This is a genomic window from Lysinibacillus sp. fkY74-1, assembly GCF_053165895.1.
Map to the genome: position 1 here is coordinate 45,575 of NZ_CP170173.1, position 23,848 is coordinate 69,422.

At 40.0% G+C, this 23,848-nt stretch carries 22 protein-coding genes and 3 rRNA genes; 24 read left to right on the forward strand and 1 reads right to left on the reverse strand.

All coding sequences use genetic code 11. The annotated features are described in order from the left end of the window. Window positions 1-50 precede the first annotated feature (50 nt). The 19 genes from dnaX (at window position 51) to rsmI (ending at window position 17,037) form a co-directional block, all read left to right on the forward strand. Window positions 51-1,838: a DNA polymerase III subunit gamma/tau gene (gene dnaX / locus ACE1MS_RS00200; RefSeq protein WP_031419466.1), complete on the forward strand. Its 1,788-nt coding sequence runs from the start codon at window positions 51-53 to the stop codon at window positions 1,836-1,838. Window positions 1,839-1,859: 21 nt separating this feature from the next. Continuing rightward, on the forward strand, window positions 1,860-2,174 hold the full coding sequence (locus ACE1MS_RS00205; protein WP_004233957.1) for a YbaB/EbfC family nucleoid-associated protein: 315 nt from the start codon (window positions 1,860-1,862) through the stop codon (window positions 2,172-2,174). 11 nt (window positions 2,175-2,185) lie between these two features. Then, complete coding sequence (gene recR, locus ACE1MS_RS00210) at window positions 2,186-2,782, forward strand: recombination mediator RecR (protein ID WP_031419468.1); 597 nt, start codon at window positions 2,186-2,188, stop codon at window positions 2,780-2,782. A 13-nt stretch (window positions 2,783-2,795) separates the two neighbouring features. Beyond that, entirely contained in the window at window positions 2,796-3,011 is a 216-nt protein-coding gene (locus ACE1MS_RS00215) for a YaaL family protein (protein ID WP_008179697.1), read from the forward strand. 73 nt (window positions 3,012-3,084) lie between these two features. Then, window positions 3,085-3,357, forward strand: coding sequence for a pro-sigmaK processing inhibitor BofA family protein (locus tag ACE1MS_RS00220; protein WP_008179699.1), 273 nt, complete (start codon window positions 3,085-3,087; stop codon window positions 3,355-3,357). A gap of 283 nt (window positions 3,358-3,640) precedes the next feature. Continuing rightward, a 16S ribosomal RNA gene (locus ACE1MS_RS00225) occupies window positions 3,641-5,192 on the forward strand. 307 nt (window positions 5,193-5,499) lie between these two features. Continuing rightward, window positions 5,500-8,428: ribosomal RNA gene (locus tag ACE1MS_RS00230) — 23S ribosomal RNA — on the forward strand. Between the two features lie 186 nt (window positions 8,429-8,614). Beyond that, window positions 8,615-8,730 (forward strand): 5S ribosomal RNA (gene rrf / locus ACE1MS_RS00235). The 16S, 23S and 5S rRNA genes sit together here, the layout of an rRNA operon. A 110-nt stretch (window positions 8,731-8,840) precedes the next feature. After that, window positions 8,841-9,281, forward strand: a complete 441-nt coding sequence (locus ACE1MS_RS00240) for an SRPBCC family protein (RefSeq protein WP_012291858.1) — start codon at window positions 8,841-8,843, stop codon at window positions 9,279-9,281. Window positions 9,282-9,475: 194 nt separating this feature from the next. Next, a complete protein-coding gene (locus tag ACE1MS_RS00245) occupies window positions 9,476-10,900 on the forward strand; it encodes an aminotransferase class I/II-fold pyridoxal phosphate-dependent enzyme (protein WP_206700933.1) in 1,425 nt (474 codons plus the stop codon). A gap of 18 nt (window positions 10,901-10,918) precedes the next feature. After that, a complete protein-coding gene (tmk, locus tag ACE1MS_RS00250) occupies window positions 10,919-11,548 on the forward strand; it encodes a dTMP kinase (protein WP_031416090.1) in 630 nt (209 codons plus the stop codon). A 162-nt stretch (window positions 11,549-11,710) separates the two neighbouring features. After that, window positions 11,711-12,040 (forward strand): cyclic-di-AMP receptor, encoded by a 330-nt coding sequence (locus ACE1MS_RS00255; RefSeq protein WP_004229230.1) that lies wholly within the window; start codon window positions 11,711-11,713, stop codon window positions 12,038-12,040. A gap of 131 nt (window positions 12,041-12,171) precedes the next feature. Further along, window positions 12,172-12,612 (forward strand): YaaR family protein, encoded by a 441-nt coding sequence (locus ACE1MS_RS00260; RefSeq protein ID WP_025116337.1) that lies wholly within the window; start codon window positions 12,172-12,174, stop codon window positions 12,610-12,612. 296 nt (window positions 12,613-12,908) lie between these two features. Beyond that, window positions 12,909-13,913, forward strand: coding sequence for a DNA polymerase III subunit delta' (gene holB, locus ACE1MS_RS00265; protein WP_200990789.1), 1,005 nt, complete (start codon window positions 12,909-12,911; stop codon window positions 13,911-13,913). Beyond that, entirely contained in the window at window positions 13,906-14,721 is an 816-nt protein-coding gene (locus ACE1MS_RS00270; protein WP_012291864.1) for a PSP1 domain-containing protein, read from the forward strand. The genes holB and ACE1MS_RS00270 overlap by 8 nt, the downstream gene beginning before the upstream one ends. Before the next feature lie 27 nt (window positions 14,722-14,748). Further along, window positions 14,749-15,105 carry a DNA replication initiation control protein YabA gene (yabA, locus tag ACE1MS_RS00275; RefSeq protein ID WP_025116340.1) on the forward strand — a complete coding sequence of 119 codons (357 nt, stop codon included), beginning with the start codon at window positions 14,749-14,751 and terminating at the stop codon, window positions 15,103-15,105. Window positions 15,106-15,168: 63 nt separating this feature from the next. Continuing rightward, a complete protein-coding gene (locus ACE1MS_RS00280; RefSeq protein ID WP_012291866.1) occupies window positions 15,169-15,918 on the forward strand; it encodes a tRNA1(Val) (adenine(37)-N6)-methyltransferase in 750 nt (249 codons plus the stop codon). Beyond that, entirely contained in the window at window positions 15,902-16,165 is a 264-nt protein-coding gene (locus tag ACE1MS_RS00285; protein ID WP_031416093.1) for a GIY-YIG nuclease family protein, read from the forward strand. Before ACE1MS_RS00280 ends, ACE1MS_RS00285 begins: the two co-directional genes overlap by 17 nt. Further along, window positions 16,162-17,037: a 16S rRNA (cytidine(1402)-2'-O)-methyltransferase gene (gene rsmI / locus ACE1MS_RS00290; RefSeq protein ID WP_012291868.1), complete on the forward strand. Its 876-nt coding sequence runs from the start codon at window positions 16,162-16,164 to the stop codon at window positions 17,035-17,037. The genes ACE1MS_RS00285 and rsmI overlap by 4 nt, the downstream gene beginning before the upstream one ends. A 186-nt stretch (window positions 17,038-17,223) precedes the next feature. On the opposite strand, the gene ACE1MS_RS00295 is transcribed toward rsmI, so the two are convergent. Continuing rightward, window positions 17,224-17,502 (reverse strand): AbrB/MazE/SpoVT family DNA-binding domain-containing protein, encoded by a 279-nt coding sequence (locus ACE1MS_RS00295; RefSeq protein WP_004229214.1) that lies wholly within the window; start codon window positions 17,500-17,502, stop codon window positions 17,224-17,226. 334 nt (window positions 17,503-17,836) lie between these two features. On the opposite strand from ACE1MS_RS00295, the gene metG reads away from it, so the two are divergent. The 5 genes from metG to rsmA all read left to right on the forward strand — a co-directional run bounded on the left by metG (window position 17,837) and on the right by rsmA (window position 23,834). Beyond that, a complete protein-coding gene (metG, locus tag ACE1MS_RS00300; RefSeq protein ID WP_012291870.1) occupies window positions 17,837-19,828 on the forward strand; it encodes a methionine--tRNA ligase in 1,992 nt (663 codons plus the stop codon). Between the two features lie 253 nt (window positions 19,829-20,081). Beyond that, entirely contained in the window at window positions 20,082-20,852 is a 771-nt protein-coding gene (locus ACE1MS_RS00305) for a TatD family hydrolase (RefSeq protein WP_036168048.1), read from the forward strand. Window positions 20,853-20,987: 135 nt separating this feature from the next. Further along, window positions 20,988-22,199, forward strand: a complete 1,212-nt coding sequence (locus ACE1MS_RS00310; protein WP_031416099.1) for a G5 and 3D domain-containing protein — start codon at window positions 20,988-20,990, stop codon at window positions 22,197-22,199. Window positions 22,200-22,393: 194 nt separating this feature from the next. After that, a complete protein-coding gene (rnmV, locus tag ACE1MS_RS00315; protein WP_012291873.1) occupies window positions 22,394-22,960 on the forward strand; it encodes a ribonuclease M5 in 567 nt (188 codons plus the stop codon). Beyond that, window positions 22,953-23,834 carry a 16S rRNA (adenine(1518)-N(6)/adenine(1519)-N(6))-dimethyltransferase RsmA gene (gene rsmA / locus ACE1MS_RS00320; protein ID WP_012291874.1) on the forward strand — a complete coding sequence of 294 codons (882 nt, stop codon included), beginning with the start codon at window positions 22,953-22,955 and terminating at the stop codon, window positions 23,832-23,834. Before rnmV ends, rsmA begins: the two co-directional genes overlap by 8 nt. The last annotated feature ends 14 nt before the right edge of the window (window positions 23,835-23,848 follow it).

A 23,848-nucleotide genomic window follows, 5' to 3' on the forward strand; every position in this document is an offset into this window, starting at 1 on the left:
ATGCTATAATAAGACTATTCTATTTAATGGAGAAGGAGAGAAGGAAAACAGTGACGTATCAAGCATTTTACCGTGTGTATCGGCCGCAGTCTTTTCGAGAGATGTCTGGTCAAGCGCATGTCAAAAGAACGCTACAAAATGCTCTCCTAGCGAATAAAACAACGCATGCTTACCTTTTTTCTGGACCACGTGGTACAGGGAAAACAAGTACAGCTAAAATTTTTGCAAAAGCTTTAAATTGTGAACATGCGCCTTCGGAAGAGCCTTGTAACGAATGTGCTACATGTTTAAGTATTACGGACGGCTCGCATCCTGATGTCATTGAATTTGACGCAGCTTCAAATTCACGTGTGGAAGAGATTAGAGATATTATAGAAAAAGTTCGTTTTGCTCCTGCAAGCAGTAGATACAAGGTGTACATTATTGATGAAGTGCATATGCTTTCTACAAGCGCTTTTAACGCTCTTTTGAAAACTTTAGAAGAGCCGCCTCCCCATGCAGTTTTTATTTTAGCAACAACTGAGCCTCATAAATTGCCTGCTACAATTATTTCCCGTTGTCAGCGCTTTGATTTTAAACGACTTTCTACCAATGATATTATTGAACGTATGAAAGTTGTATTAGAAGATATTGAGCTGCCATATGAAGAGCAAGGCTTAAAGGTAATTGCGCAATCTGCTGCAGGAGGAATGCGTGATGCTTTGAGTTTATTGGACCAAGTAGTATCTTTCAGTGGAGAGAAGCTAAAGCTTGAGGATACATTGTTAGTTACAGGTTCAATAAGCCAGGAAGTTTTTTATGATCTAGCCAATGCACTCAAAGCGAAAGATGTTGCACAAATGCTTGCCCTTTTAGAACAACTAATTACTGATGGTAAAGACCCACTTCGTCTTTCAGAAGACTTAATTACATTTTTCCGTGATTTATTATTACTTCAAACAAGTGAAGATTTAGCAGAATTATTAGAGCTCGTGTCTCCTGAGGAACGTGTATTATCCTTGGCCCATGAATTTGCACCGGATATGCTTTATGGCTATATTGATATACTTGCGAAAACTCAGCAAGAAATGCGCTTCTCTCACCATACAAAAATTTATTTAGAAACGGCATTACTTAAAATGGTACAGTTTTCGGGAGGGAGCACTAATCAAGCAATAAGTCCAACGAGTGATACGGTGATTAGCCCTGATCTCGCTCAAAAAATTGTAGCACTTGAGCAAATGGTTCAACAATTATCTCTACAATTACAATCAGGAGCTCCTGCGCAAGCATCGCAAGCGCCAAAAGAGCAAAGACCACGTGCTAAAAATCCAAACGGCTATAAGGCTCCGACAGGTCGTATCCAAGAGGTACTAAAAGACGCTACAAAGCAAGATGTCCAACGTATAAAATCAATTTGGGCACAAGCACTAAATCAACTGCAAAAATCGCAGTCTGCACTTTTAGCTGAAGCCGAACCAGTTGCGGCATCTTCAAGTGCTTTTGTGTTAAAATTCAAGTATGATATTCATTGTCAGATGGTTGCAGATAATCAGTCTTTAAAGGCTCACTTCACCCAATTAATTGCAGGACAAACTGGTATAATGTACGAAATGCTTTGCATACCAGAAGAATCTTGGTTAAAAATGCGTGAAGAGTTTATCCGTGATCATAGTATGCAGCATAAAAAAATATCAGCTGCATCAGAGAATGGTGAGGAATTATTAGAACCACCACCGGCAGAAATATCGGATGAGCCATTTATCGATGATGCTCAGCCACTTGCTTCACAGGATCCACTTGTGACAGAGGCAGAAAAGCTCTTTGGTAAAGACTTTGTTGAAATTATGGAAGATTAAATTTTTAGGAGGAAAACATTTATGCGTGGAATGGGAAATATGCAAGGTATGATGAAAAAAATGCAAAAAATGCAAAAAGAAATGATGGAGGCTCAAGAGGCACTAAATGCAGAGCAGTTTGAAGGTGTTGCGGGTGGCGGCATGGTAAAGGTAACTGTGTCTGGTCAACGTGAAGTGGTGTCAGTAAATCTTGATGAATCTGTAGTAGATCCAGAGGATATTGAAATGCTACAAGACTTAATCGTTATTGCTACTAATGAGGCATTAAAAAAAGTAGAAGAAAAAACGAACTCAACGATGGGTAAATTCACTCAAGGCTTAAACCTTCCATTCTAGGAGGTATCCATATGTACTACCCAGAACCAATATCAAAATTGATCGATAGTTTTATGAAATTGCCAGGTATCGGGCCGAAAACTGCGGCTCGTCTGGCGTTTTTTGTGTTATCAATGAAGGAAGAAGATGTCTTATCTTTTTCTAAAGCATTAATTGATGCTAAACGGAATTTAAGCTATTGTTCCGTGTGTGGCAATATTACAGATGTAGACCCGTGTCACATATGTACAGATAAACAACGAGATCATTCTATTATTTGTGTTGTTCAAGACACAAAAGATGTAATTGCGATGGAAAAAATGCGTGACTATAATGGTATGTACCATGTACTACAGGGTGCGATATCACCAATGGATGGCATTGGCCCAGAGGATATCAATGTAGCTTCCCTGTTAGTCCGGTTGCACGATGAAAGTGTCCAAGAGCTTATTCTAGCTACGAATTCAACTATTGAAGGCGAGGCAACAGCTATGTATATATCTCGCCTTGTCAAACCGTCAGGTATTCGTACGACCCGCATAGCGCATGGGTTACCAGTAGGCGGGGACTTAGAATATGCAGATGAGGTAACGTTATCGAAGGCAATGGAAGGTCGACGTGAGTTGTGAGTGAGGGATTAATATGTTCTTCCGTAGTAAAGGAAAGCTGAAAAAAGAGTTCGATGATAGGCTAGTAAATCTTATAAAAGAAACAAAAGAGGATTTACAACAAGCAAAGATAATAGAAGAACTAATGGACGACTATGATCTAGGGGCGATTGCTCAACGAAAAGCGGCGGAAAGCATTCATTTTTATTTATTTAAAGAAGCTAGAATTCGCAGGGTGTTAATAAAATAGTTCTATTGGCTATTCATAGAAGCAATACAGGAAACATAAACTTTCATAATTATTTTTTTGAGGAGGTAACCATATGTCTTGGTTAGTAATTATGAGTATTTGTGTTCCTGTAGGGCTTCTTTTTCTTTATGTCATAATAAGACATGCTAAGCTTGGCAAAATTTTAGAAGGTTTATCTGTCTTTTGGTTTCGATTTGCATTTGCTTTCCTACTATTATTTATGATTCATTTAGGTATTGGTTATATAGGATATAACGTGCCCATCAATCTTTTCTCAGTCTTAACGATTGCCGTTTTAGGTATTCCAGGGGTTCTAGGCATAACAGCTTTAATATTTATTTTATAAAATGCTTGCAATATAATAATATTATGGTATAGTTATAGAAGTCGCCAATATAACTGGTTGAAACGAAATATAAATTAAAAATTTATGTTGACACATTATATGCGACGTGATATTATATAAGAGTTGCTGTTGAAAGACACTGACTAACAACATGAACCTTGAAAACTGAACAAGCAAAACGTAATCAATAAAGTTTTAAGTAGCTAGCCTAGCTAGTGAACGAAACAAAAATTTGGACATCAAAATTGATGCCAGCAAAACAATTTGAGCTAATCAAATTTCTTTTATGGAGAGTTTGATCCTGGCTCAGGACGAACGCTGGCGGCGTGCCTAATACATGCAAGTCGAGCGAACAGAGAAGGAGCTTGCTCCTTTGACGTTAGCGGCGGACGGGTGAGTAACACGTGGGCAACCTACCTTATAGTTTGGGATAACTCCGGGAAACCGGGGCTAATACCGAATAATCTATTTCACCTCATGGTGAAATATTGAAAGACGGTTTCGGCTGTCGCTATAGGATGGGCCCGCGGCGCATTAGCTAGTTGGTGAGGTAACGGCTCACCAAGGCGACGATGCGTAGCCGACCTGAGAGGGTGATCGGCCACACTGGGACTGAGACACGGCCCAGACTCCTACGGGAGGCAGCAGTAGGGAATCTTCCACAATGGGCGAAAGCCTGATGGAGCAACGCCGCGTGAGTGAAGAAGGATTTCGGTTCGTAAAACTCTGTTGTAAGGGAAGAACAAGTACAGTAGTAACTGGCTGTACCTTGACGGTACCTTATTAGAAAGCCACGGCTAACTACGTGCCAGCAGCCGCGGTAATACGTAGGTGGCAAGCGTTGTCCGGAATTATTGGGCGTAAAGCGCGCGCAGGTGGTTTCTTAAGTCTGATGTGAAAGCCCACGGCTCAACCGTGGAGGGTCATTGGAAACTGGGAGACTTGAGTGCAGAAGAGGATAGTGGAATTCCAAGTGTAGCGGTGAAATGCGTAGAGATTTGGAGGAACACCAGTGGCGAAGGCGACTATCTGGTCTGTAACTGACACTGAGGCGCGAAAGCGTGGGGAGCAAACAGGATTAGATACCCTGGTAGTCCACGCCGTAAACGATGAGTGCTAAGTGTTAGGGGGTTTCCGCCCCTTAGTGCTGCAGCTAACGCATTAAGCACTCCGCCTGGGGAGTACGGTCGCAAGACTGAAACTCAAAGGAATTGACGGGGGCCCGCACAAGCGGTGGAGCATGTGGTTTAATTCGAAGCAACGCGAAGAACCTTACCAGGTCTTGACATCCCGTTGACCACTGTAGAGATATGGTTTCCCCTTCGGGGGCAACGGTGACAGGTGGTGCATGGTTGTCGTCAGCTCGTGTCGTGAGATGTTGGGTTAAGTCCCGCAACGAGCGCAACCCTTGATCTTAGTTGCCATCATTTAGTTGGGCACTCTAAGGTGACTGCCGGTGACAAACCGGAGGAAGGTGGGGATGACGTCAAATCATCATGCCCCTTATGACCTGGGCTACACACGTGCTACAATGGACGATACAAACGGTTGCCAACTCGCGAGAGGGAGCTAATCCGATAAAGTCGTTCTCAGTTCGGATTGTAGGCTGCAACTCGCCTACATGAAGCCGGAATCGCTAGTAATCGCGGATCAGCATGCCGCGGTGAATACGTTCCCGGGCCTTGTACACACCGCCCGTCACACCACGAGAGTTTGTAACACCCGAAGTCGGTGAGGTAACCTTTTGGAGCCAGCCGCCGAAGGTGGGATAGATGATTGGGGTGAAGTCGTAACAAGGTAGCCGTATCGGAAGGTGCGGCTGGATCACCTCCTTTCTAAGGATATTTTCGGAATACAAACCTAGGGTTTGTAAGATTACGTTTTGCGTTCAGTTTTGAAGGTTCATTCTTTCTGAATGAAATACTTCAAAACTTGTTCTTTGAAAACTGGATAAAACGACATTGAAATTGTAACAAACACATTTATTTTTTAAGTTTTTTTATAGGCTTAATAACATGATAAGGTTTTCAGACACGAGCAGTTCTAGGAAGCAATCGAGTAAATGAAGGAGCGTACTTCAGTACGTGACTGATTGAACGAGTGAGGCTGACAACGAAATGTGATGTGTATGGAAAGCTGATAGGTTAAGTTATTAAGGGCGCACGGCGAATGCCTTGGCACTAGGAGCCGAAGAAGGACGGCACTAACACCGATATGCTTCGGGGAGCTGTAAGTGAGCTTTGATCCGGAGATTTCCGAATGGGGGAACCCACTACGTTTAATCGCGTAGTATCTTGACGTGAATACATAGCGTCTTGAAGGCAGACCCAGGGAACTGAAACATCTAAGTACCTGGAGGAAGAGAAAGAAAAATCGATTCCCTGAGTAGCGGCGAGCGAAACGGGAAGAGCCCAAACCAAGAGGCTTGCCTCTTGGGGTTGTAGGACACTCAATACGGAGTTACAAAAGAGCGAGTTAGATGAAGCGACTTGGAAAGGTCCGCCAGAGCAGGTAAAAGCCCTGTAGTCGAAAGTTCGTTCTCTCCTGAGTGGATCCTGAGTACGGCGGAACACGTGAAATTCCGTCGGAATCCGGGAGGACCATCCTCCAAGGCTAAATACTCCTGACTGACCGATAGTGAACCAGTACCGTGAGGGAAAGGCGAAAAGAACCCCGGCGAGGGGAGTGAAAAAGAACCTGAAACCGTGTACGTACAAGTAGTTAGAGCCCGTTAATGGGTGATAGCGTGCCTTTTGTAGAATGAACCGGCGAGTTACGATTACGTGCAAGGTTAAGCTTTAGAAGGCGGAGCCGCAGCGAAAGCGAGTCTGAATAGGGCGAAATAGTACGTGGTCGTAGACCCGAAACCCGGTGATCTAGCCATGGGCAGGTTGAAGGTTGGGTAACACTAACTGGAGGACCGAACCCACGCACGTTGAAAAGTGCGGGGATGAGGTGTGGGTAGCGGAGAAATTCCAATCGAACTTGGAGATAGCTGGTTCTCCCCGAAATAGCTTTAGGGCTAGCCTCGTGATGAGAATACTGGAGGTAGAGCACTGTTTCGGCTAGGGGGCCATCCCGGCTTACCGAATTCAGACAAACTCCGAATGCCAGATATTTATACACGGGAGTCAGACTGCGAGTGATAAGATCCGTAGTCAAAAGGGAAACAGCCCAGACCACCAGCTAAGGTCCCAAAGTAATCGTTAAGTGGAAAAGGATGTGGCGTTGCACAGACAACCAGGATGTTGGCTTAGAAGCAGCCATCATTTAAAGAGTGCGTAATAGCTCACTGGTCGAGTGACGCTGCGCCGAAAATGTATCGGGGCTAAACGATTCACCGAAGCTGTGGATTGACATCTACGATGTCAGTGGTAGGAGAGCGTTCTAAGTGCGTTGAAGTCAGACCGGAAGGACTGGTGGAGCGCTTAGAAGTGAGAATGCCGGTATGAGTAGCGAAAGACGGGTGAGAATCCCGTCCACCGTATGACTAAGGTTTCCTGAGGAAGGCTCGTCCGCTCAGGGTTAGTCGGGACCTAAGCCGAGGCCGATAGGCGTAGGCGATGGACAACAGGTTGATATTCCTGTACCACCTCCTCACCGTTTGAGAAATGGGGGGACGCAGTAGGATAGGGTAAGCGCGCTGTTGGTTATGCGCGTCCAAGCAGTAAGGCGTGTGTGTAGGCAAATCCGCACACTGTAACGTTGAGCTGTGATGGCGAGTCCGTATGGACGAAGTTCCTGATTTCACACTGCCAAGAAAAGCCTCTATCGAGGTGAGAGGTGCCCGTACCGCAAACCGACACAGGTAGTCGAGGAGAGAATCCTAAGGTGTGCGAGAGAACTCTCGTTAAGGAACTCGGCAAAATGACCCCGTAACTTCGGGAGAAGGGGTGCTCTTGAGCGTGCAAGCGCATGAGAGCCGCAGTGAATAGGCCCAGGCGACTGTTTAGCAAAAACACAGGTCTCTGCAAAACCGTAAGGTGACGTATAGGGGCTGACGCCTGCCCGGTGCTGGAAGGTTAAGAGGAGTGGTTAGCGCAAGCGAAGCTGCGAATTGAAGCCCCAGTAAACGGCGGCCGTAACTATAACGGTCCTAAGGTAGCGAAATTCCTTGTCGGGTAAGTTCCGACCCGCACGAAAGGCGTAACGATCTGGGCACTGTCTCAACGAGAGACTCGGTGAAATTATAGTACCTGTGAAGATGCAGGTTACCCGCGACAGGACGGAAAGACCCCGTGGAGCTTTACTGTAGCCTGATATTGAATTTTGGTACAACTTGTACAGGATAGGTAGGAGCCAGAGATCTCGGAGCGCCAGCTTCGAAGGAGGCGTCGGTGGGATACTACCCTGGTTGTATTGAAATTCTAACCCATGCCCCTTAGCGGGGCAGGAGACAGTGTCAGGCGGACAGTTTGACTGGGGCGGTCGCCTCCTAAAAGGTAACGGAGGCGCCCAAAGGTTCCCTCAGAATGGTTGGAAATCATTCGTAGAGTGTAAAGGCACAAGGGAGCTTGACTGCGAGACCTACAAGTCGAGCAGGGTCGAAAGACGGGCTTAGTGATCCGGTGGTTCCGCATGGAAGGGCCATCGCTCAACGGATAAAAGCTACCCCGGGGATAACAGGCTTATCTCCCCCAAGAGTCCACATCGACGGGGAGGTTTGGCACCTCGATGTCGGCTCATCGCATCCTGGGGCTGTAGTCGGTCCCAAGGGTTGGGCTGTTCGCCCATTAAAGCGGTACGCGAGCTGGGTTCAGAACGTCGTGAGACAGTTCGGTCCCTATCCGTCGTGGGCGTAGGAAATTTGAGAGGAGCTGTCCTTAGTACGAGAGGACCGGGATGGACACACCGCTGGTGTACCAGTTGTCTTGCCAAAGGCATCGCTGGGTAGCTATGTGTGGACGGGATAAGTGCTGAAAGCATCTAAGCATGAAGCCCCCCTCAAGATGAGATTTCCCATTACGCAAGTAAGTAAGATCCCTCAAAGACGATGAGGTAGATAGGTTCGAGGTGGAAGTGTGGTGACACATGGAGCTGACGAATACTAATCGATCGAGGACTTAACCAAAAAGTTTGAAGCATTCAATGAACCGTTTATCCAGTTTTGAAAGAATAATTTCTTTTATAAAGGGTTTCAAGATACGAGTAGTTCGAGGAAGCAATGGAGAGAGGGAAGGAGCGTACTCAAGTACGTGACTGACTGAACGACAGAAGCTGACGAAGAAATGCGATGTATATTGAAAGCCGAACATAGTCTAGTGATGATGGCAAAGAGGTCACACCCGTTCCCATACCGAACACGGAAGTTAAGCTCTTTAGCGCCGATGGTAGTTGGGGGCTTCCCCCTGTGAGAGTAGGACGTCGCTAGGCAATTGTAACCGCTGAGATATATCTCGGCGGTTTTTATTTTTGTCTGTCTTTGTAAGCATAGAAAATGGTAAGATTAAATGGTAAAGATTGGACAAGGGGGATGAAATAAAGTGGCAACAGGACTATATACTAGTGAAGCAATTAATATACAGAGGGAAAAGTTAGAGAGCTTTATTCAAAATAGAGAAAAGTGGGCTGTTTTAATACCAGGTTATTTGCATCATGAATTGCTAAATGAAAATAATATGATTTGGGTCTTTCAAGGTGACTTCGGCATCATTCAAAAAGCTGTGAAAGTGGAACTTCAAATGAAATCTTTAGAGCCGCATCAAGTCTTATTTGATTTAGTTGGCTTATCAGATCCGATAAATGGTGATGGCTTATTTGAAATTAAACAGCATCAAGATGAATCACTCCAACTTACAGGTAGCTTAACAATGAAGGCCAGTGGTTTTTTATCGGGAATGATGAATCCGGTATTAGAAAAATTTGTTCCACAATTGGTGGAGCAACTCGTTCGACAAATGGCAGTGACGGTAGCAAAAGAATAAAAGTTTCATTTATAAAGGGTGGAGAGCCGATTATTGCAGAAGGGGCGATGGTCGGTTTTTTTAATAGTAAGGCATTATATTGAAAAATTATAATTTTACCTGTAAATATAGAGCATCTTGCTGAGAGATGACTTTTTTATCGCGTTATAATCTCGTATAATTAGGTGAGAATATAACGAAAATGGGTGTTTGTTTTGCAAAAGAAAAAGCCGATTATAGAGGGATTAGAACGTTTTCGACAACAACAAAATATTTCTTTTCATGTCCCAGGCCATAAGCATGGCGAACTGTCTCACCTTCCACAAGCATTTAAGGATGTTATGCGTTATGATGTAACAGAATTATCGGGGCTGGATGATTTGCATTATCCTGAGGAAATGATCTTAGAAGCAGAACATTTATTAGCTGATACATACGGAGCGATGAAAAGTTTCTTTTTGGTTGGTGGTTCTACTGTTGGAAATTTAGCAATGATTTATGCTACTTGTCAAAAAGGTGATACTATTATTGTTCAAAGGAATGCACATAAATCTATTTTTCATGCCATCGAACTTGTTGGAGCCAAGCCTATTTTCGTGTCACCAATATGGGATGAACGAACATTAACGGCAACACATGTTACTTTTCTAGATTTAAAGGAAGCTGTAGAAAATTATTCAGAGGCGAAAGCAGTTGTATTAACATATCCTACTTATTATGGGGTAACCTCTAATGAGATACAGCAACAAATTACTTATTGCCATGAAAAGGGGATCCCTGTATTGGTGGATGAAGCACACGGCGCTCACTTTCAGGCATGTTCCTTATTTCAACCGTCTGCTTTGTCCCTTGGGGCTGATGTTGTCGTACAATCAGCGCACAAAACACTACCTGCAATGACGATGGCTTCCTTTATGCACGTGAGGTCGGAGTTAATAGGCGCTGACAAAATCCATCACTATTTACGTATGCTACAATCTAGTAGCCCATCTTATGTGCTATTAGCGTCTCTAGATGATGCTCGCTATTATGTACAGACATATATGGAGAGTGATGGTGCATATATAATAGAAAAAAGGAATCAATGGATTGAAGCTCTACGATCGATAGGCTCTTTGGATGTAATTGAGGTAGATGATCCTCTCAAATTACTTTTACGTGTCAAAGGTTATAGTGGCTTTCAATTACAAGAGGCACTAGAGGCAAAGCAAGTCTATGGGGAGCTTGCTGATAGGAATCAAGTTTTATTCATATTACCATTACTCAAGCAAGGACATACCTATCCATTTGCTGAAATAAGAGTGCGAATAAAGGAAGCCGTAACATTGCTATTAGAAGCAGCAAAGACAGATAACATCAAGGCTTCTCAAACAGCTTATAAGTTTGTACAACTGACAGAGCCTGTTTATACTTTCGATGAGATGGCATCTTTAAATAAAGAATGGTTACCATATATGCGAACTATAGGACGAATATCAGCAAGTATGATTATTCCTTATCCACCTGGCATTCCATTGCTAGTACCAGGTGAAAGAATAACAGTAGCAAAATTAAGTCAATTAGAAGAACTGCTAGCAGCAGGTGCAACATTTCAAGGTAATCACCGTTTAACAGAAAAAATGATTCAGGTCATTAAATAGTTGGAGGCAATTAACAGCATGAATAGCAATTTATTTATAACATTTGAAGGTCCAGAGGGAGCAGGGAAAACAACAGTCATTCAAAAGATAGCAGAGCGGTTAGCCGAAAAAAATATTGATGTTCTAGCTACAAGAGAGCCTGGTGGAATTGAAATTGCAGAAAAAATAAGAACCATTATTTTAAATCCTGCGCATACAGCAATGGATGAAAGAACAGAAGCGTTGTTATATGCTGCAGCAAGAAGCCAGCATTATTTTGAAAAGGTTCGACCTGCTTTAGATGCTGGGAAATTGGTGATATGTGATCGTTTTATCGATTCCTCTTTAGCTTATCAAGGTTATGCAAGAGGGATAGGTATTGATGAGGTGCTTTCTATTAATGAATTTGCTATCGGTAAGAAATTACCTGATATGACGATATTATTCGATATTGCACCAGAAGTAGGTTTAGCTCGTATTTATGCAACGGGTAATCGCGAAGTAAATCGTTTAGATGTTGAAAGTTTACCATTTCATCAAAAGGTGCATGAAGGATATTTACTACTCGTTGAGCGTTACCCAGAACGTATACGTATGGTGAATGCTGACCAAGATATTGATAGTGTTGTGGAAGAAGTATGGTCATTATTATTGAAAGCAATACAGTAAATGCATGAAGTTGTCTATAACAATGTGATATAATGATACTATCCATTATTTTATTTTCAGTTGGATTATTAATAGTGGAAGTATTAAAAGTTTATACATGCTAAAGTTTAGGAATAATATTGAAACCTATTTAGGTTAATTTTATAAAAGGGGTGAGTGCGAATGAAGTTAGTCGTAGCTGTAGTGCAAGATCAGGATAGCAGCCGCTTATCGAATGCTTTAACGAAAAATCAGTTTCGCGCAACTAAATTAGCGAGCACAGGAGGATTTTTACGTTCAGGAAATACGACGTTTCTTATAGGAACTGAAGACTCTCTCATACCCAAACTTTTAGATATTATTCGGGATAATTGTCGTGCTCGGGAGCAGATGGTTGCGCCAGTTTCTCCATTAGGAGGAAATGCTGATTCCTATATTCCTTACCCTGTGGAGGTTGAGGTAGGAGGAGCCACTGTCTTTGTTTTACCAATCGAGCAATTCCATCATTTTTAAAAAAAGGGCCTCCTTATAAATATTAGGGTTCACTGTTTAAAAGACAGAATCATGATTAGGATTTAACCAATTGTTATCCTAAGACAATCATGCAGAGGAGAATAGATAAAGATCGTGGGGGCGAAACAAGTTTGAAAATTAATCAAGATATACGCGTCGGGTTAAATACAAATCGCAAAGAGCCACTACAAAATAATAATCAAAATAACCGATTTGGAGATATGGTCGTCAAGCAAGGTACTAAGCTGCAAACTGAACAATTAACAAGATTGTTAGGAGATATATCTACTGCAGGTGACCGAGTTGCGAGATCCCGTAATTTACGAGAACTAGCTAGGTTTAAAATGCTAGTAAAACGATTTCTACAAGAGACAGTAGAACATGGTATGGAGTTAAAGCAATCGCATACTTGGAATCGTTTCGGTGAAGGAAGACGTTTAAAAATCATTGATACTATTGATACGCGTCTTGTCGAACTTGCACAGGATATTTTAGACGAAGAAAAAGAAGCGATTGACCTCCTTGATAAAATCGGTGAGATTAAAGGCTTACTAATTAACTTATATATGTAAAACCCGTGTCTCATTCTCCTATAGGCGCGGGCTTTTTTCGAATTTTACCTTCATTGAGTAGTAAACCCATGATCAATTAAATACCAAACAGGAGTTTAAATACCAATCATTCATTTTTGAGTCAAGAATATCTGCTAATTAAGAATGCGGTGTTTATCTGCCCAAATATGAGGAGACTTTGGCAATTTTACGCAAAAAGCAATCGCCAATAATGAACTACTGCAATGTTTCTATAGAAAGTTAGAAGTGGGAACAGTCCCACCCTTATAATAGAAACAGGAAGGAATTTTAAATATATGGCCAAGAATGTTGAAGAGCTATTCGTGCTACAACCAGTCGTAATGAAGCAACTTCAAACGATTTTTGACAAAAATAGATTAGCACATGCGTACATTTTCGATGGAGAAAAAGGGACAGGCAAAGCAGATATTATGCACTTTTTTGTCAAACTAATGCTGTGTGAGCACCCAAATGAAAATGTTCCATGTGAAACATGTCGAAATTGCAGACGTGTTGATTCGGGAAATCATCCTAATATTCATCAAATTTATCCAGAGGGTCAATTTATTAAGATTGACCAGATGCGAGAATTAATTGGTGAAATGAAAATGATGGGTGTAGAAGAGGGGCGCAAAATTTACGTTCTTCATCATGCAGATCGTCTCAATACTGCCTCTGCCAATATGATACTTAAATTTTTAGAGGAGCCGGATGGAGAGGTTACTGCTATTTTAATTACAGAGCAAATGCAATCCATACTACCAACAATTCGCTCTCGTTGCCAACACATAAAATTCCAAAAAATGCCCCGTCATGCTTTATTACAGCATTTACAGGGAAATAATATTTCGCACTCAATGGCTTCAACTGTAAGTATGATGACGAACGAGCTCGAAATGGCAATCTCTTTAGCAAGTGATGAGCAGTTTGCACTCGCTCGAAAAACAGTGTTAAAATTAGTAGAAGCTATTCGGCAAAATGTACATGAGGCTATGCTTATTGTACACGAGGAGTGGTTACCACACTTTAAAGAAAAAAGCGAAATGGAGCAAGCATTGGATTTACTACTATTTGCTTACCGTGATATAGTGTCAATAAAAGCTAATCCCGAGGCAGCTTGTACTTATCCAGACATGTTACCACTATTCAAAGAAATCGCGTTATATTCCACTTATGAGCAATTGTCTAAGCAAATGGAATCTATTTTACAGGCGCGTGCCTCTTTACAGCGTAACATGAATAGGACGTTATTGATGGAGCAGTTAATGCTAAATCTGCAGGAGGGATATACATTTGTATAATGTAGTAGGAGTCCGCTTTAAAAAAGCGGGTAAAATATATTATTTTGATCCAGCATCATTTCTATTAGAAGATAGTCAATATGTTATTGTTGAGACAGCACGAGGCGTTGAATATGGTAAAGTGGTTGTCCCTCAAAAAGTAGTAGGTGATAATGATGTTGTATTACCACTTAAACAAGTACTTCGACCAGCTGATGATCGTGATCGTATCCAAGTAGAAGAAAATGCGGCTGAGTCAAAACGAGCATTTGAACTTGCAAGTACTAAAATTATAGAACATAATCTAGAAATGAAGCTTGTAGATGTTGAGTATACATTTGATCGTAATAAAATCATTTTTTATTTTACAGCTGAAGGACGAGTTGACTTCAGGGATCTTGTAAAAGATTTAGCTTCGGTATTTAGAACACGTATAGAACTTCGCCAGATCGGTGTTCGTGATGAAGCAAAGTTATTAGGGGGCATTGGGCCTTGTGGTCGTATGCTATGTTGCTCCACATTTTTAGGAGATTTTGAGCCAGTTTCTATAAAAATGGCTAAAGATCAAAACTTATCTTTAAATCCTTCAAAAATATCAGGACTTTGCGGACGTTTAATGTGTTGTTTAAAGTATGAGAATGATGAGTATGAAGAGGCAAAAGAGGGTATGCCAGATTTAGGTGAAGTAGCTATGACACCAGATGGCCGCGGTAAAGTTGTAGGTTTAAATGTGCTGGAAAGACTTGTTCAAGTATATTTACAAGAGCAGGAGCGCACAGTTGAGTATACACTAGAAGAACTGCTAGCATGCGAAAAAAATCTTATATAAGATAGAGAATTTAACGAGGTGGCTTGGGTGAAGGACCGTAATTTCTTAGATACCGTTATGGAGTTCGAACAACAGCTCGAAGCAATGCAGGAGCAATTTGGTGCATTGAAACAATTTGTAGCGTTAATGATGGAAGAGCATAAGGCGCTTGAAACAGAAAATCATCATCTTCGCACACGTCTAGAAGAACTACTTTCTAATACACACTCCGTACAAGCTGCTGAAGTAAAGAAAGAGAGTCCGCTAGATATAGGTGAAGGTTATGATAACCTAGCTCGTCTATACCAGGAAGGTTTCCATGTTTGTCATGTTCATTTTGGAAGCTCCCGTAAAGGTGAAGATTGTCTGTTTTGTCTATCATTTTTAAATAAACAAAATGTATAATAGAAGGCTGATTCCCACCGAGGTGGTATCAGTCTTTTCTTTTGTAGCATAGGAGGAATTAGCATGGAAAAATGGCTAAAAGATGATGAACGTCTAGACTATTTGTTGGCTGAGAATTTACGTATTATTCAAAGTCCATCTGTCTTTTCATTCTCATTGGATGCAGTATTACTTTCAAAGTTTGTCAATATTCCTTATCATAAAGGAAATATTGTGGATTTATGTTCGGGAAATGGCGTAATCCCTCTCTTTTTAAGTGTACGAACGAAAGGTCAAATAACAGGAGTTGAGCTTCAGCCACGTCTGTTGGATATGGCAGAGAGAAGTATTCGCTATAATCAATTAGAGAATCAAATTCAAATGATTCTTGGAGATGTGAAAGAAATTCCGAAACAACTGGGCATTGAAAAATACGATGTCGTTACGTGCAATCCCCCTTATTTTTTAGCACATGAAGCAAGTGATAAAAATCTTAGTGAACATCATGCCATTGCGCGACATGAACTCTATTTAACATTAGAAGAGGCGATTCAATCAGCAAGTAAATTATTAAAGCAAGGTGGTAAGGCAGCATTTGTGCATCGACCAGGTCGATTATTAGATATAGTCACTGCCATGCGTGCAAATCGTTTAGAGCCAAAAAGAATGCAGCTTATTTATCCGAAAGAAGGAAAAGAGGCGAATACATTATTAATAGAAGGAATAAAGGATGGAAAGCCTGATTTGAAAATATTACCACCATTGTATGTCTATAAAAACAATAATGAATACACAGCAGAAGTGAGAGAGATTCTTTATGGAAAAGAGCAATAATCACTATTTTTATGTGCTAGAATGTGCGGATCAATCGTTGTACGCAGGCTATACAAATAATGTAGAAAAGCGTGTAGCTGTACATAATGCTGGTAAAGGGGCAAAATATACAAGAGCTAGAGGGCCAGTAAAGTGTATTTATAAGGAAGAGTATGAAACGAAAGAAGAGGCAATGCGCGCCGAATATGCTTTTAAGCAACTTACAAGAACACAAAAAATAATGTATATAAGGAGGGGTGAATCGTGAAATCACAAAAAAGTACAATACACGATCAGACAGGATGTTTATATCTTGTAGGGACACCTATTGGAAATTTAGAGGATATTAGTGTGCGAGCGCTCCGTATTCTAAAAGAAGTGGATATTATTGCAGCCGAAGATACTAGAAATACCAGAAAATTATGCAACTACTTTGAAATCGAAACACCTTTAATGAGCTATCATGAACATAATCTAGCAGTAGGTGGGGAAAAATTATTAACTTTCCTACAGGAAGGGAAGACCATTGCATTAGTGAGTGATGCAGGTTTGCCTTGTATTTCTGATCCTGGTGCAGATATAGTTGAAAAAGCAATTGCTCAAAACTTTCCGGTTGTGCCTATACCAGGTCCAAATGCAGCAATAACAGCATTAATTGCTTCTGGATTAACGCCACAGCCATTTTTCTTTTATGGATTTTTGAATCGTGGAAAAAAAGAACGTCGCCAGCAATTAGAACTGTTAAAAAAACGACAAGAAACGATTTTGTTATATGAAGCACCTCATCGAATAAAGGAAACATTAAAAGATATGGAAGCTATTCTCGGAAATCGTCGTATTGTTTTAGCGCGAGAGCTGACTAAGAAATTCGAGGAATTTTTGCGTGGTACTCTAGCAGAAGCTGTAGAATGGTCGCAAGCAGAAGAAATACGTGGGGAATTTTGTATTGTCATTGAGGGGAATCAGCAAGTAGAAGAGGAAGATTCTGAAGAGGCTTATTGGCATACACTGTCTATTATCGAACACGTGGATTATATCATTGAACAAACGGATGTAAGTTCTAAAGAAGCCATTAAAGAAGTAGCCAAACAACGGCAACTTGCGAAGCGAGATGTCTATAACGAATATCATAAACAATGACGATCAAGAGTTACCTTTGGGTAGCTCTTGATTTTTTAATTTGATAACAAATGTAAATAATAGTAATCTTAAAGATAAAGGTCAGATCTGGACATTATAAGGGGGTCAGAATTTGGGTATAGTAAATAATATATACGTTTACATTAAAAACACCTAAATCACTGTATTGATTTAGGTGTGTAAACATTATTTTTTTAAGTTTGATTGAATTTCTTTTACTAACATTTCTGCGCCTTCTGGACTTAAAATTAATTTGCCTCCAACTAGACGGAAGTTATCATCAGAAACTTCACCAGTAACAGCACATGTCATATTAGGCATATATTTTTTTAAGATGATTTTATCATCATCCACATAGATTTCTAAAGCATCCTTTTCAGCAATACCTAGTGTACGACGTAATTCGATAGGTATAACTACACGTCCTAACTCATCGACTTTACGTACAATTCCTGTTGATTTCATAATAGTTTTCCTCCTAATTTATATAAGTTATATTGGCATTTCGTCAAATTTCGACATTATTTCTTTGTCTGATAGTTATCATACCAAGTAATGCCATAAACGTCAATTAATTAATGCACTAATATTATGGTTTTAAAAAAAATTTTTTGAGAAGAATGCTGTTATTTCTGTTTTTTTAAAAGGTTTTTAATAAATATTTTTGATTATAGTAAAAAAGGTTCTTATTTAAGTCAGTAAATGGATTAAATATATTATTCGACAATTTTCGCGAATGATAAACTTTCATTGAAACGAATTTCGTACTTCGTTAGAATAGAAAGTATATTGTAAAACAATGGAGGCAGTTCTTGTGAGTGAACAAAAGAAAACATTCTATATAACAACACCCATTTACTATCCAAGTGGGAAGTTTCATATTGGTACGGCATATACAACGGTTGCATCAGATGCGATAGCACGCTATAAACGTTTACGTGGCTATGATGTTCGTTTTTTGACAGGGATGGACGAGCATGGACAAAAAATTCAAGAAAAGGCAGCAGAAGCTGGCAAGCATCCTCAAGATTATGTCAATGAAATTGCAGAGTCTGCGAAAAAGCTTTGGGCGTTAATGGATATTACTTACGATGATTTTATACAAACAACGCAAGAACGACATACAAAAGCTGTCGAAAAGATATTCCAAAAGTTTTTAGATAATGGTGATATTTATAAAGGTGAATATGAAGGCTGGTATTGTACACCATGTGAGTCATTCTTTACAGAGACTCAATTAGTAGATGGGAATTGTCCAGACTGTGGTCGACCTGTTCACAAAGTAAAAGAGGAATCGTACTTCTTTAATATGAAGAAATACGCTGATCGTTTATTAGCTTATTATGAAGAAAACCTTGAATTTATTGAACCAGAGTCTCGAAAAAATGAAATGATCAATAACTTTATTAAACCAGGATTAGAAGATTTATCAGTATCGAGAACATCCTTTGACTGGGGCATCAAAGTACCTGGGGATGCTAAACATGTTATCTATGTATGGGTAGACGCATTAACGAATTATATTACATCTCTAGGGTATCTTTCAGATGATGAAACATTGTTCAATAAATATTGGCCAGCAGATGTGCATGTAGTAGGAAAAGATATCGTTCGCTTCCATACGATTTATTGGCCAATTTTCTTAATGGCTTTAGATTTACCATTACCGAAAAAGGTTTTTGCACATGGTTTTATTATGATGAAAGACGGGAAAATGTCTAAATCTAAAGGTAATGTCATTTATCCAGAAATGTTAATTGAGCGTTATGGTCTTGATGCGACACGATATTTCCTTTTACGTGAATTACCTTTCGGTTCTGATGGTGTATTCTCACCAGAATCATTTATTGAACGAACAAATTTTGATCTTGCAAATGATTTAGGAAATTTATTAAACCGTACTATTTCAATGATTAACAAATATTTTGATGGAATTATTCCTTCAGAGAATCTTCAATCGACAGAATTTGATGCTGCATTAAAAGAGCAGGCTGAGTCAGTACGTATTAAATATGAAGAAAGTATGGAAAAAATGCAATTTAGTGTGGTATTAGCAGACCTATGGACATTAGTATCACGTACGAATAAATATATAGATGAAACACAACCATGGGTATTAGCAAAAGAAGAGGCGGATAAACCAAAATTAGGTACAGTAATGCGAAATTTGGCAGAGAGTTTACACCAAATTGCTGTCATGTTACAACCATTTATGACAACAACGCCTAAACGTATGATGGAACAGCTTGGTTTAGATGACAAATTCTTAGCATGGGATACAATTGAAACATTCGGCAATACTATTCCAGCAAACATTAAAGTGGTAGAAAAAGGGATACCTATTTTCCCTCGCTTGGAAAGCGAAGTTGAAATTGCTTATATTCGTGAAGAAATGCGTGGTTCAGTAAAAACCTCACAAGAAGAAGAAGTTAATAGTGGGACAAAGAGTGATGAGAATCCAGAAATTCCTGAAATTACTATTGACGATTTCATGAAAATTGATTTGCGTGTTGCGACTGTAACTGCATGTGAAACGGTCCCAAAAGCTGATAAATTATTAAAGCTTCAGGTGGATCTAGGATATGAGCAACGTCAAGTAGTTTCAGGCATTGCGAAATTTTATTCCCCAGATGAATTAATTGGTCAAAAAGTGATTGTGGTAGCAAATTTAAAGCCAGTTAAATTACGTGGTGAATTATCACAAGGTATGATCCTAGCTGGTGAAAAAGATGGGATTTTGAAATTAGCATCTGTAGATTCAAAACTTGAAAATGGTGCAAAAGTAAAGTAACAAACGAAGAATGGCCTGCTGAATAGATATTATTCAGCAGGCTTTTCAAATCGGTCAGTTGAATTCGCCTTATTGTTATTTCAAAATAATTTATTAGCTGTAAAAATAATGGTTTTTTAGGCATATAGAACCAATGCGAGCTTTGTCGATTAAGTGGAATGTCACAATCCCGAATGGTTTGTAACAAATTTGTAATGCTTACGAAAAATATGAAATAATAAATTTTAATAAAATCATTGTTAGGAGAATGAAGATGTTTATTGATACACATGTACATTTAAACGCAGATCAATACGAGGAAGACCTTCAAGAGGTAATCAATAGAGCCCTAGAAGCTAAAGTAGAAAAAATGGTGGTTATAGGTTTTGATCGTAAAACCATTGAAAGAACTATGGAGCTGATAGAGCAATTTGATTTTATTTACGGTGTTATTGGTTGGCATCCAGTAGACGCCATTGATTGCACTCAGGAAGATTTAGAGTGGATTGAGGAATTAGCAGCACATCCAAAAATAGTCGGTATTGGTGAAACTGGTTTGGACTACTATTGGGATAAATCACCAAAGGATGTTCAACAGGTAATTTTCCGCAAACAAATACAGTTAGCGCAAAAGATAAATTTACCAATTATTATTCATAATAGGGATGCAACAGGGGATGTTGTAAAAATTTTACGTGAAGAAAATGCAGCATCTGTAGGAGGTGTGATGCACTGCTTTAGTGGGAGTGTAGAAACAGCACGGGAATGTATTGCTATGAATTTTATGATTAGTCTTGGGGGTCCCGTGACATTCAAAAATGCACGATTGCCAAAAGAAGTGGCTACGGAGATTCCTCTTGAGCACTTGATGATTGAAACAGATGCCCCTTATTTAGCGCCACATCCTTATCGTGGAAAGCGCAATGAACCCGCTTTTGTGCCTTTAGTGGCAGAAGAAATTGCACGTTTGAAAGGGTTGACTATCGAGGAAATTGCACAAGCAACTACCGACAATGCGAAAAATTTTTTTGGGATTGACAGTTAACTAGCTAAGATGCCTCCAATACAGGGTTTCTGGTTGGCAAAGACGAAGAAGTCAATTTTCAGAGAAATACTTTCGGGTTGACAGTGCCAAAACTAGTCCGTATAATCCAACCTTGTATTAAGGAGGCGTTTTTTCATGTCAAATAATTCCATGAAAAACTTGTTCTTAGGATCATTGAGGAGTAAGCAAACAGTGATAAGAATTATTTCACTTGTCCTGTTTGTATCTGTAATCTCTTTCGTGCTTTACCAAGGTACGAAAAAAGCCGTAAAGCTTGAAGCAAATGGAGAAACAATCGAAGTATCCACACATGCCAAAACTGTAGAACAATTATTACAAGATCAAAATATAGATGTAGCAGAGCATGACAAAATATCACCCTCTCTGAACACCAAAATTGTTAATGGCTTAGCAATTCAATGGGAACAGGCAAAAGAAGTAACAATTTCAGTTGATGGAAATCAGTCAAAAGTATGGACAACTGAAACACTAGTGAAAGACATTTTGAAGGAAGCGAATATTGAAGTATCTAAACATGACACTTTAGCACAAGGTCTAGATACTGAACTAGGCGCAGAAAACAAAATCGATATTCAAAGAGCGTTTCAATTAACGCTTGTCGATGGCGTAAACAAAAGACAAGTATGGTCCACTTCGACTACGGTCGCTAACTTTTTAAAACAACAAGGAATTCAGTTAAATGAATTCGATCGTGTCGAAAATAACCTGGAGGACGTTATTACTCCGGCGAGTAAAATCACAGTAGTTCGCGTAGAAAAGGTTATCGATGTAGTGGAAGACTCTTTAGATTTCGCAGTTGAAAAGAAGCGAGATGCTTCATTGCAAAAGGGGAAAGAAAAGGTAGTGGCAACAGGCGAGAAAGGTTCGGTTTCTCGTACGTATGAGGTTGTCAAAGAAAATGGGAAGGTTGTAGCGAAAAATCTACAATCTGAGGCAGTTTTAAAAGAGCCAAAAAAACAAGTAGTTGCAGTTGGAACTAAAACTGTAGTTGCAAGCGCGGCAACTGTATCACGTGGTTCTGCAGAGCCTGCAAGCGGTAAGGAGTTCTATGTAACGGCAACAGCCTATACACCATATTGCAACGGTTGCTCTGGTACATCAGCAACTGGTATAAACTTACGTTCAAATTCTAACTTGAAGGTGGTAGCAGTTGACCCTTCTGTTATTAAGCTAGGCTCAAAAGTTTGGGTTGAAGGGTATGGGACAGCTATTGCTGGAGATACTGGTGGTGCAATTAAGGGTAATAAGATCGATATACTTGTACAAACAGATGCCCAAGCACGTAACTGGGGACGTAAAAAAGTGCGTATTAAAGTATTAAATTAAAAAAATTGTAAAATAAATCAAAATGTTTTTCACTAAGGGCTTTCCTGTTTTGACTGGCGGGGAAGCTTCTTTTTTTATTTTTAGTGCCCAAGCAGTGGTATAAGTATAGGTACGTGTAAGTCTTGTATTCCTGTACAAACTGTATCATGCAGTTGTAAAATGGTCAGAAGATAAGGTAGAAAAGAGGAGCCTTTTTGCAAATAAAAGAAATTATTGTGGTTGAAGGAAAAGATGATACGACAGCTATTAAGCGAGCTGTACAAGCAGATACTATCGAAACAAACGGTTCTGCTATATCTGAAGAGACGCTGAAACGGATCCAGCATGCGCAGGAAAAGCGTGGAGTTATTGTATTTACTGATCCTGATTATCCAGGACGTCGAATACGTGCCATTATTGAGGAGCGTGTTAAAGGGGTCAAGCACGCATTTTTACCGAAAGCAAAAACGATTGCTAAGAATGGCAAAGGATTAGGAATTGAGCACGCTGCAGATGACGATATTCGTGAAGCGCTACGTCTTGTCTATACCCCTCATCTTGAGGAACCAAACGAAGATGATATAACACTAGAGGATTTAATGACAGCCCGTTTAATTGGACATCCCCAGTCAAAGCATAGGCGTGATCGTCTCGGTGAATTATTGAATATAGGTGCTACAAATGGTAAGCAGCTCCATAAAAGATTAAAAATGTTTCAAATTACAGAAAAGCAATTTGGTGCCGCAGTCGCACAGCTAGATCAGGAGGAAAATGATGCATAAGGATATTGCAACACCAATTCGAACGCAGGAAATTTTAAAAAAATACGGATTCTCGTTTAAAAAAAGCTTAGGACAGAACTTTTTAATTGATCCAAACATATTAAGAAATATAGTTAGTCATGCCAAACTAACAGAGAATAGTGGGGCAATTGAAGTTGGTCCAGGTATTGGGGCATTAACTGAGCATTTAGCGAGAAGTGCTAAAAAGGTCGTTTCCTTTGAAATTGATCAACGACTATTACCAGTATTAGAGGATACACTAAGTCCATACAATAATGTGTCTATTGTCCACTCTGACATATTAAAGGCTGATGTTGCTAAAGTGATTGCAGAGGAAATGCCAGGAATTGAAGATATTATGGTTGTGGCCAATTTACCGTATTACGTAACTACACCAATCCTAATGAAATTATTGAATGATCGATTACCAATCCGTGGTTTCGTTGTCATGATGCAAAAAGAAGTGGCAGATCGTATAACGGCTAAACCAGGAACGAAGGAATATGGATCATTATCAATTGCGATTCAATATTACGTGAAGGCAGACATTGCTATGACAGTCCCTAAAACGGTTTTCATGCCACAGCCTAACGTCGACTCTGCTGTAATCCGCCTTATCAAGCACGATGAACCGCCAGTAAAGGTAATTAATGAGGATTTTCTATTTGTCGTGACGCGTGCCTCTTTCGTACAGCGTAGAAAAACGATTTATAATAACCTACAAGCTGGTTTACCGAATGGTAAAACCCAAAAGGACTTCATTCTAGAAGCCTTAGCTGCTGCTAATATAGAACCAACACGTCGTGGTGAAACTTTAACAATTCAAGAGTTTGGAAAATTAGCAGATGCGCTTTATCCCGTATTTGCAAAGTGAAAAATTTTGTTAAC

Excerpts from the sequence above, each read along its gene's own strand:
- holB (WP_200990789.1), top strand. The coding sequence starts at position 12,909 with ATGGCCAAGAATGTTGAAGAGCTATTCGTGCTACAACCAGTCGTAATG.
- ACE1MS_RS00280 (WP_012291866.1), top strand. The coding sequence starts at position 15,169 with ATGGAAAAATGGCTAAAAGATGATGAACGTCTAGACTATTTGTTGGCT.
- rsmA (WP_012291874.1), top strand. The coding sequence starts at position 22,953 with ATGCATAAGGATATTGCAACACCAATTCGAACGCAGGAAATTTTAAAA.
- metG (WP_012291870.1), top strand. The coding sequence starts at position 17,837 with ATGGAGGCAGTTCTTGTGAGTGAACAAAAGAAAACATTCTATATAACA.
- tmk (WP_031416090.1), top strand. The coding sequence starts at position 10,919 with ATGAATAGCAATTTATTTATAACATTTGAAGGTCCAGAGGGAGCAGGG.
- ACE1MS_RS00310 (WP_031416099.1), top strand. The coding sequence starts at position 20,988 with ATGTCAAATAATTCCATGAAAAACTTGTTCTTAGGATCATTGAGGAGT.
- ACE1MS_RS00295 (WP_004229214.1), bottom strand. The coding sequence starts at position 17,502 with ATGAAATCAACAGGAATTGTACGTAAAGTCGATGAGTTAGGACGTGTA.
- ACE1MS_RS00215 (WP_008179697.1), top strand. The coding sequence starts at position 2,796 with ATGTTCTTCCGTAGTAAAGGAAAGCTGAAAAAAGAGTTCGATGATAGG.
- ACE1MS_RS00205 (WP_004233957.1), top strand. The coding sequence starts at position 1,860 with ATGCGTGGAATGGGAAATATGCAAGGTATGATGAAAAAAATGCAAAAA.
- ACE1MS_RS00220 (WP_008179699.1), top strand. The coding sequence starts at position 3,085 with ATGTCTTGGTTAGTAATTATGAGTATTTGTGTTCCTGTAGGGCTTCTT.
- ACE1MS_RS00305 (WP_036168048.1), top strand. The coding sequence starts at position 20,082 with ATGTTTATTGATACACATGTACATTTAAACGCAGATCAATACGAGGAA.
- ACE1MS_RS00285 (WP_031416093.1), top strand. The coding sequence starts at position 15,902 with ATGGAAAAGAGCAATAATCACTATTTTTATGTGCTAGAATGTGCGGAT.
- recR (WP_031419468.1), top strand. The coding sequence starts at position 2,186 with ATGTACTACCCAGAACCAATATCAAAATTGATCGATAGTTTTATGAAA.
- ACE1MS_RS00255 (WP_004229230.1), top strand. The coding sequence starts at position 11,711 with ATGAAGTTAGTCGTAGCTGTAGTGCAAGATCAGGATAGCAGCCGCTTA.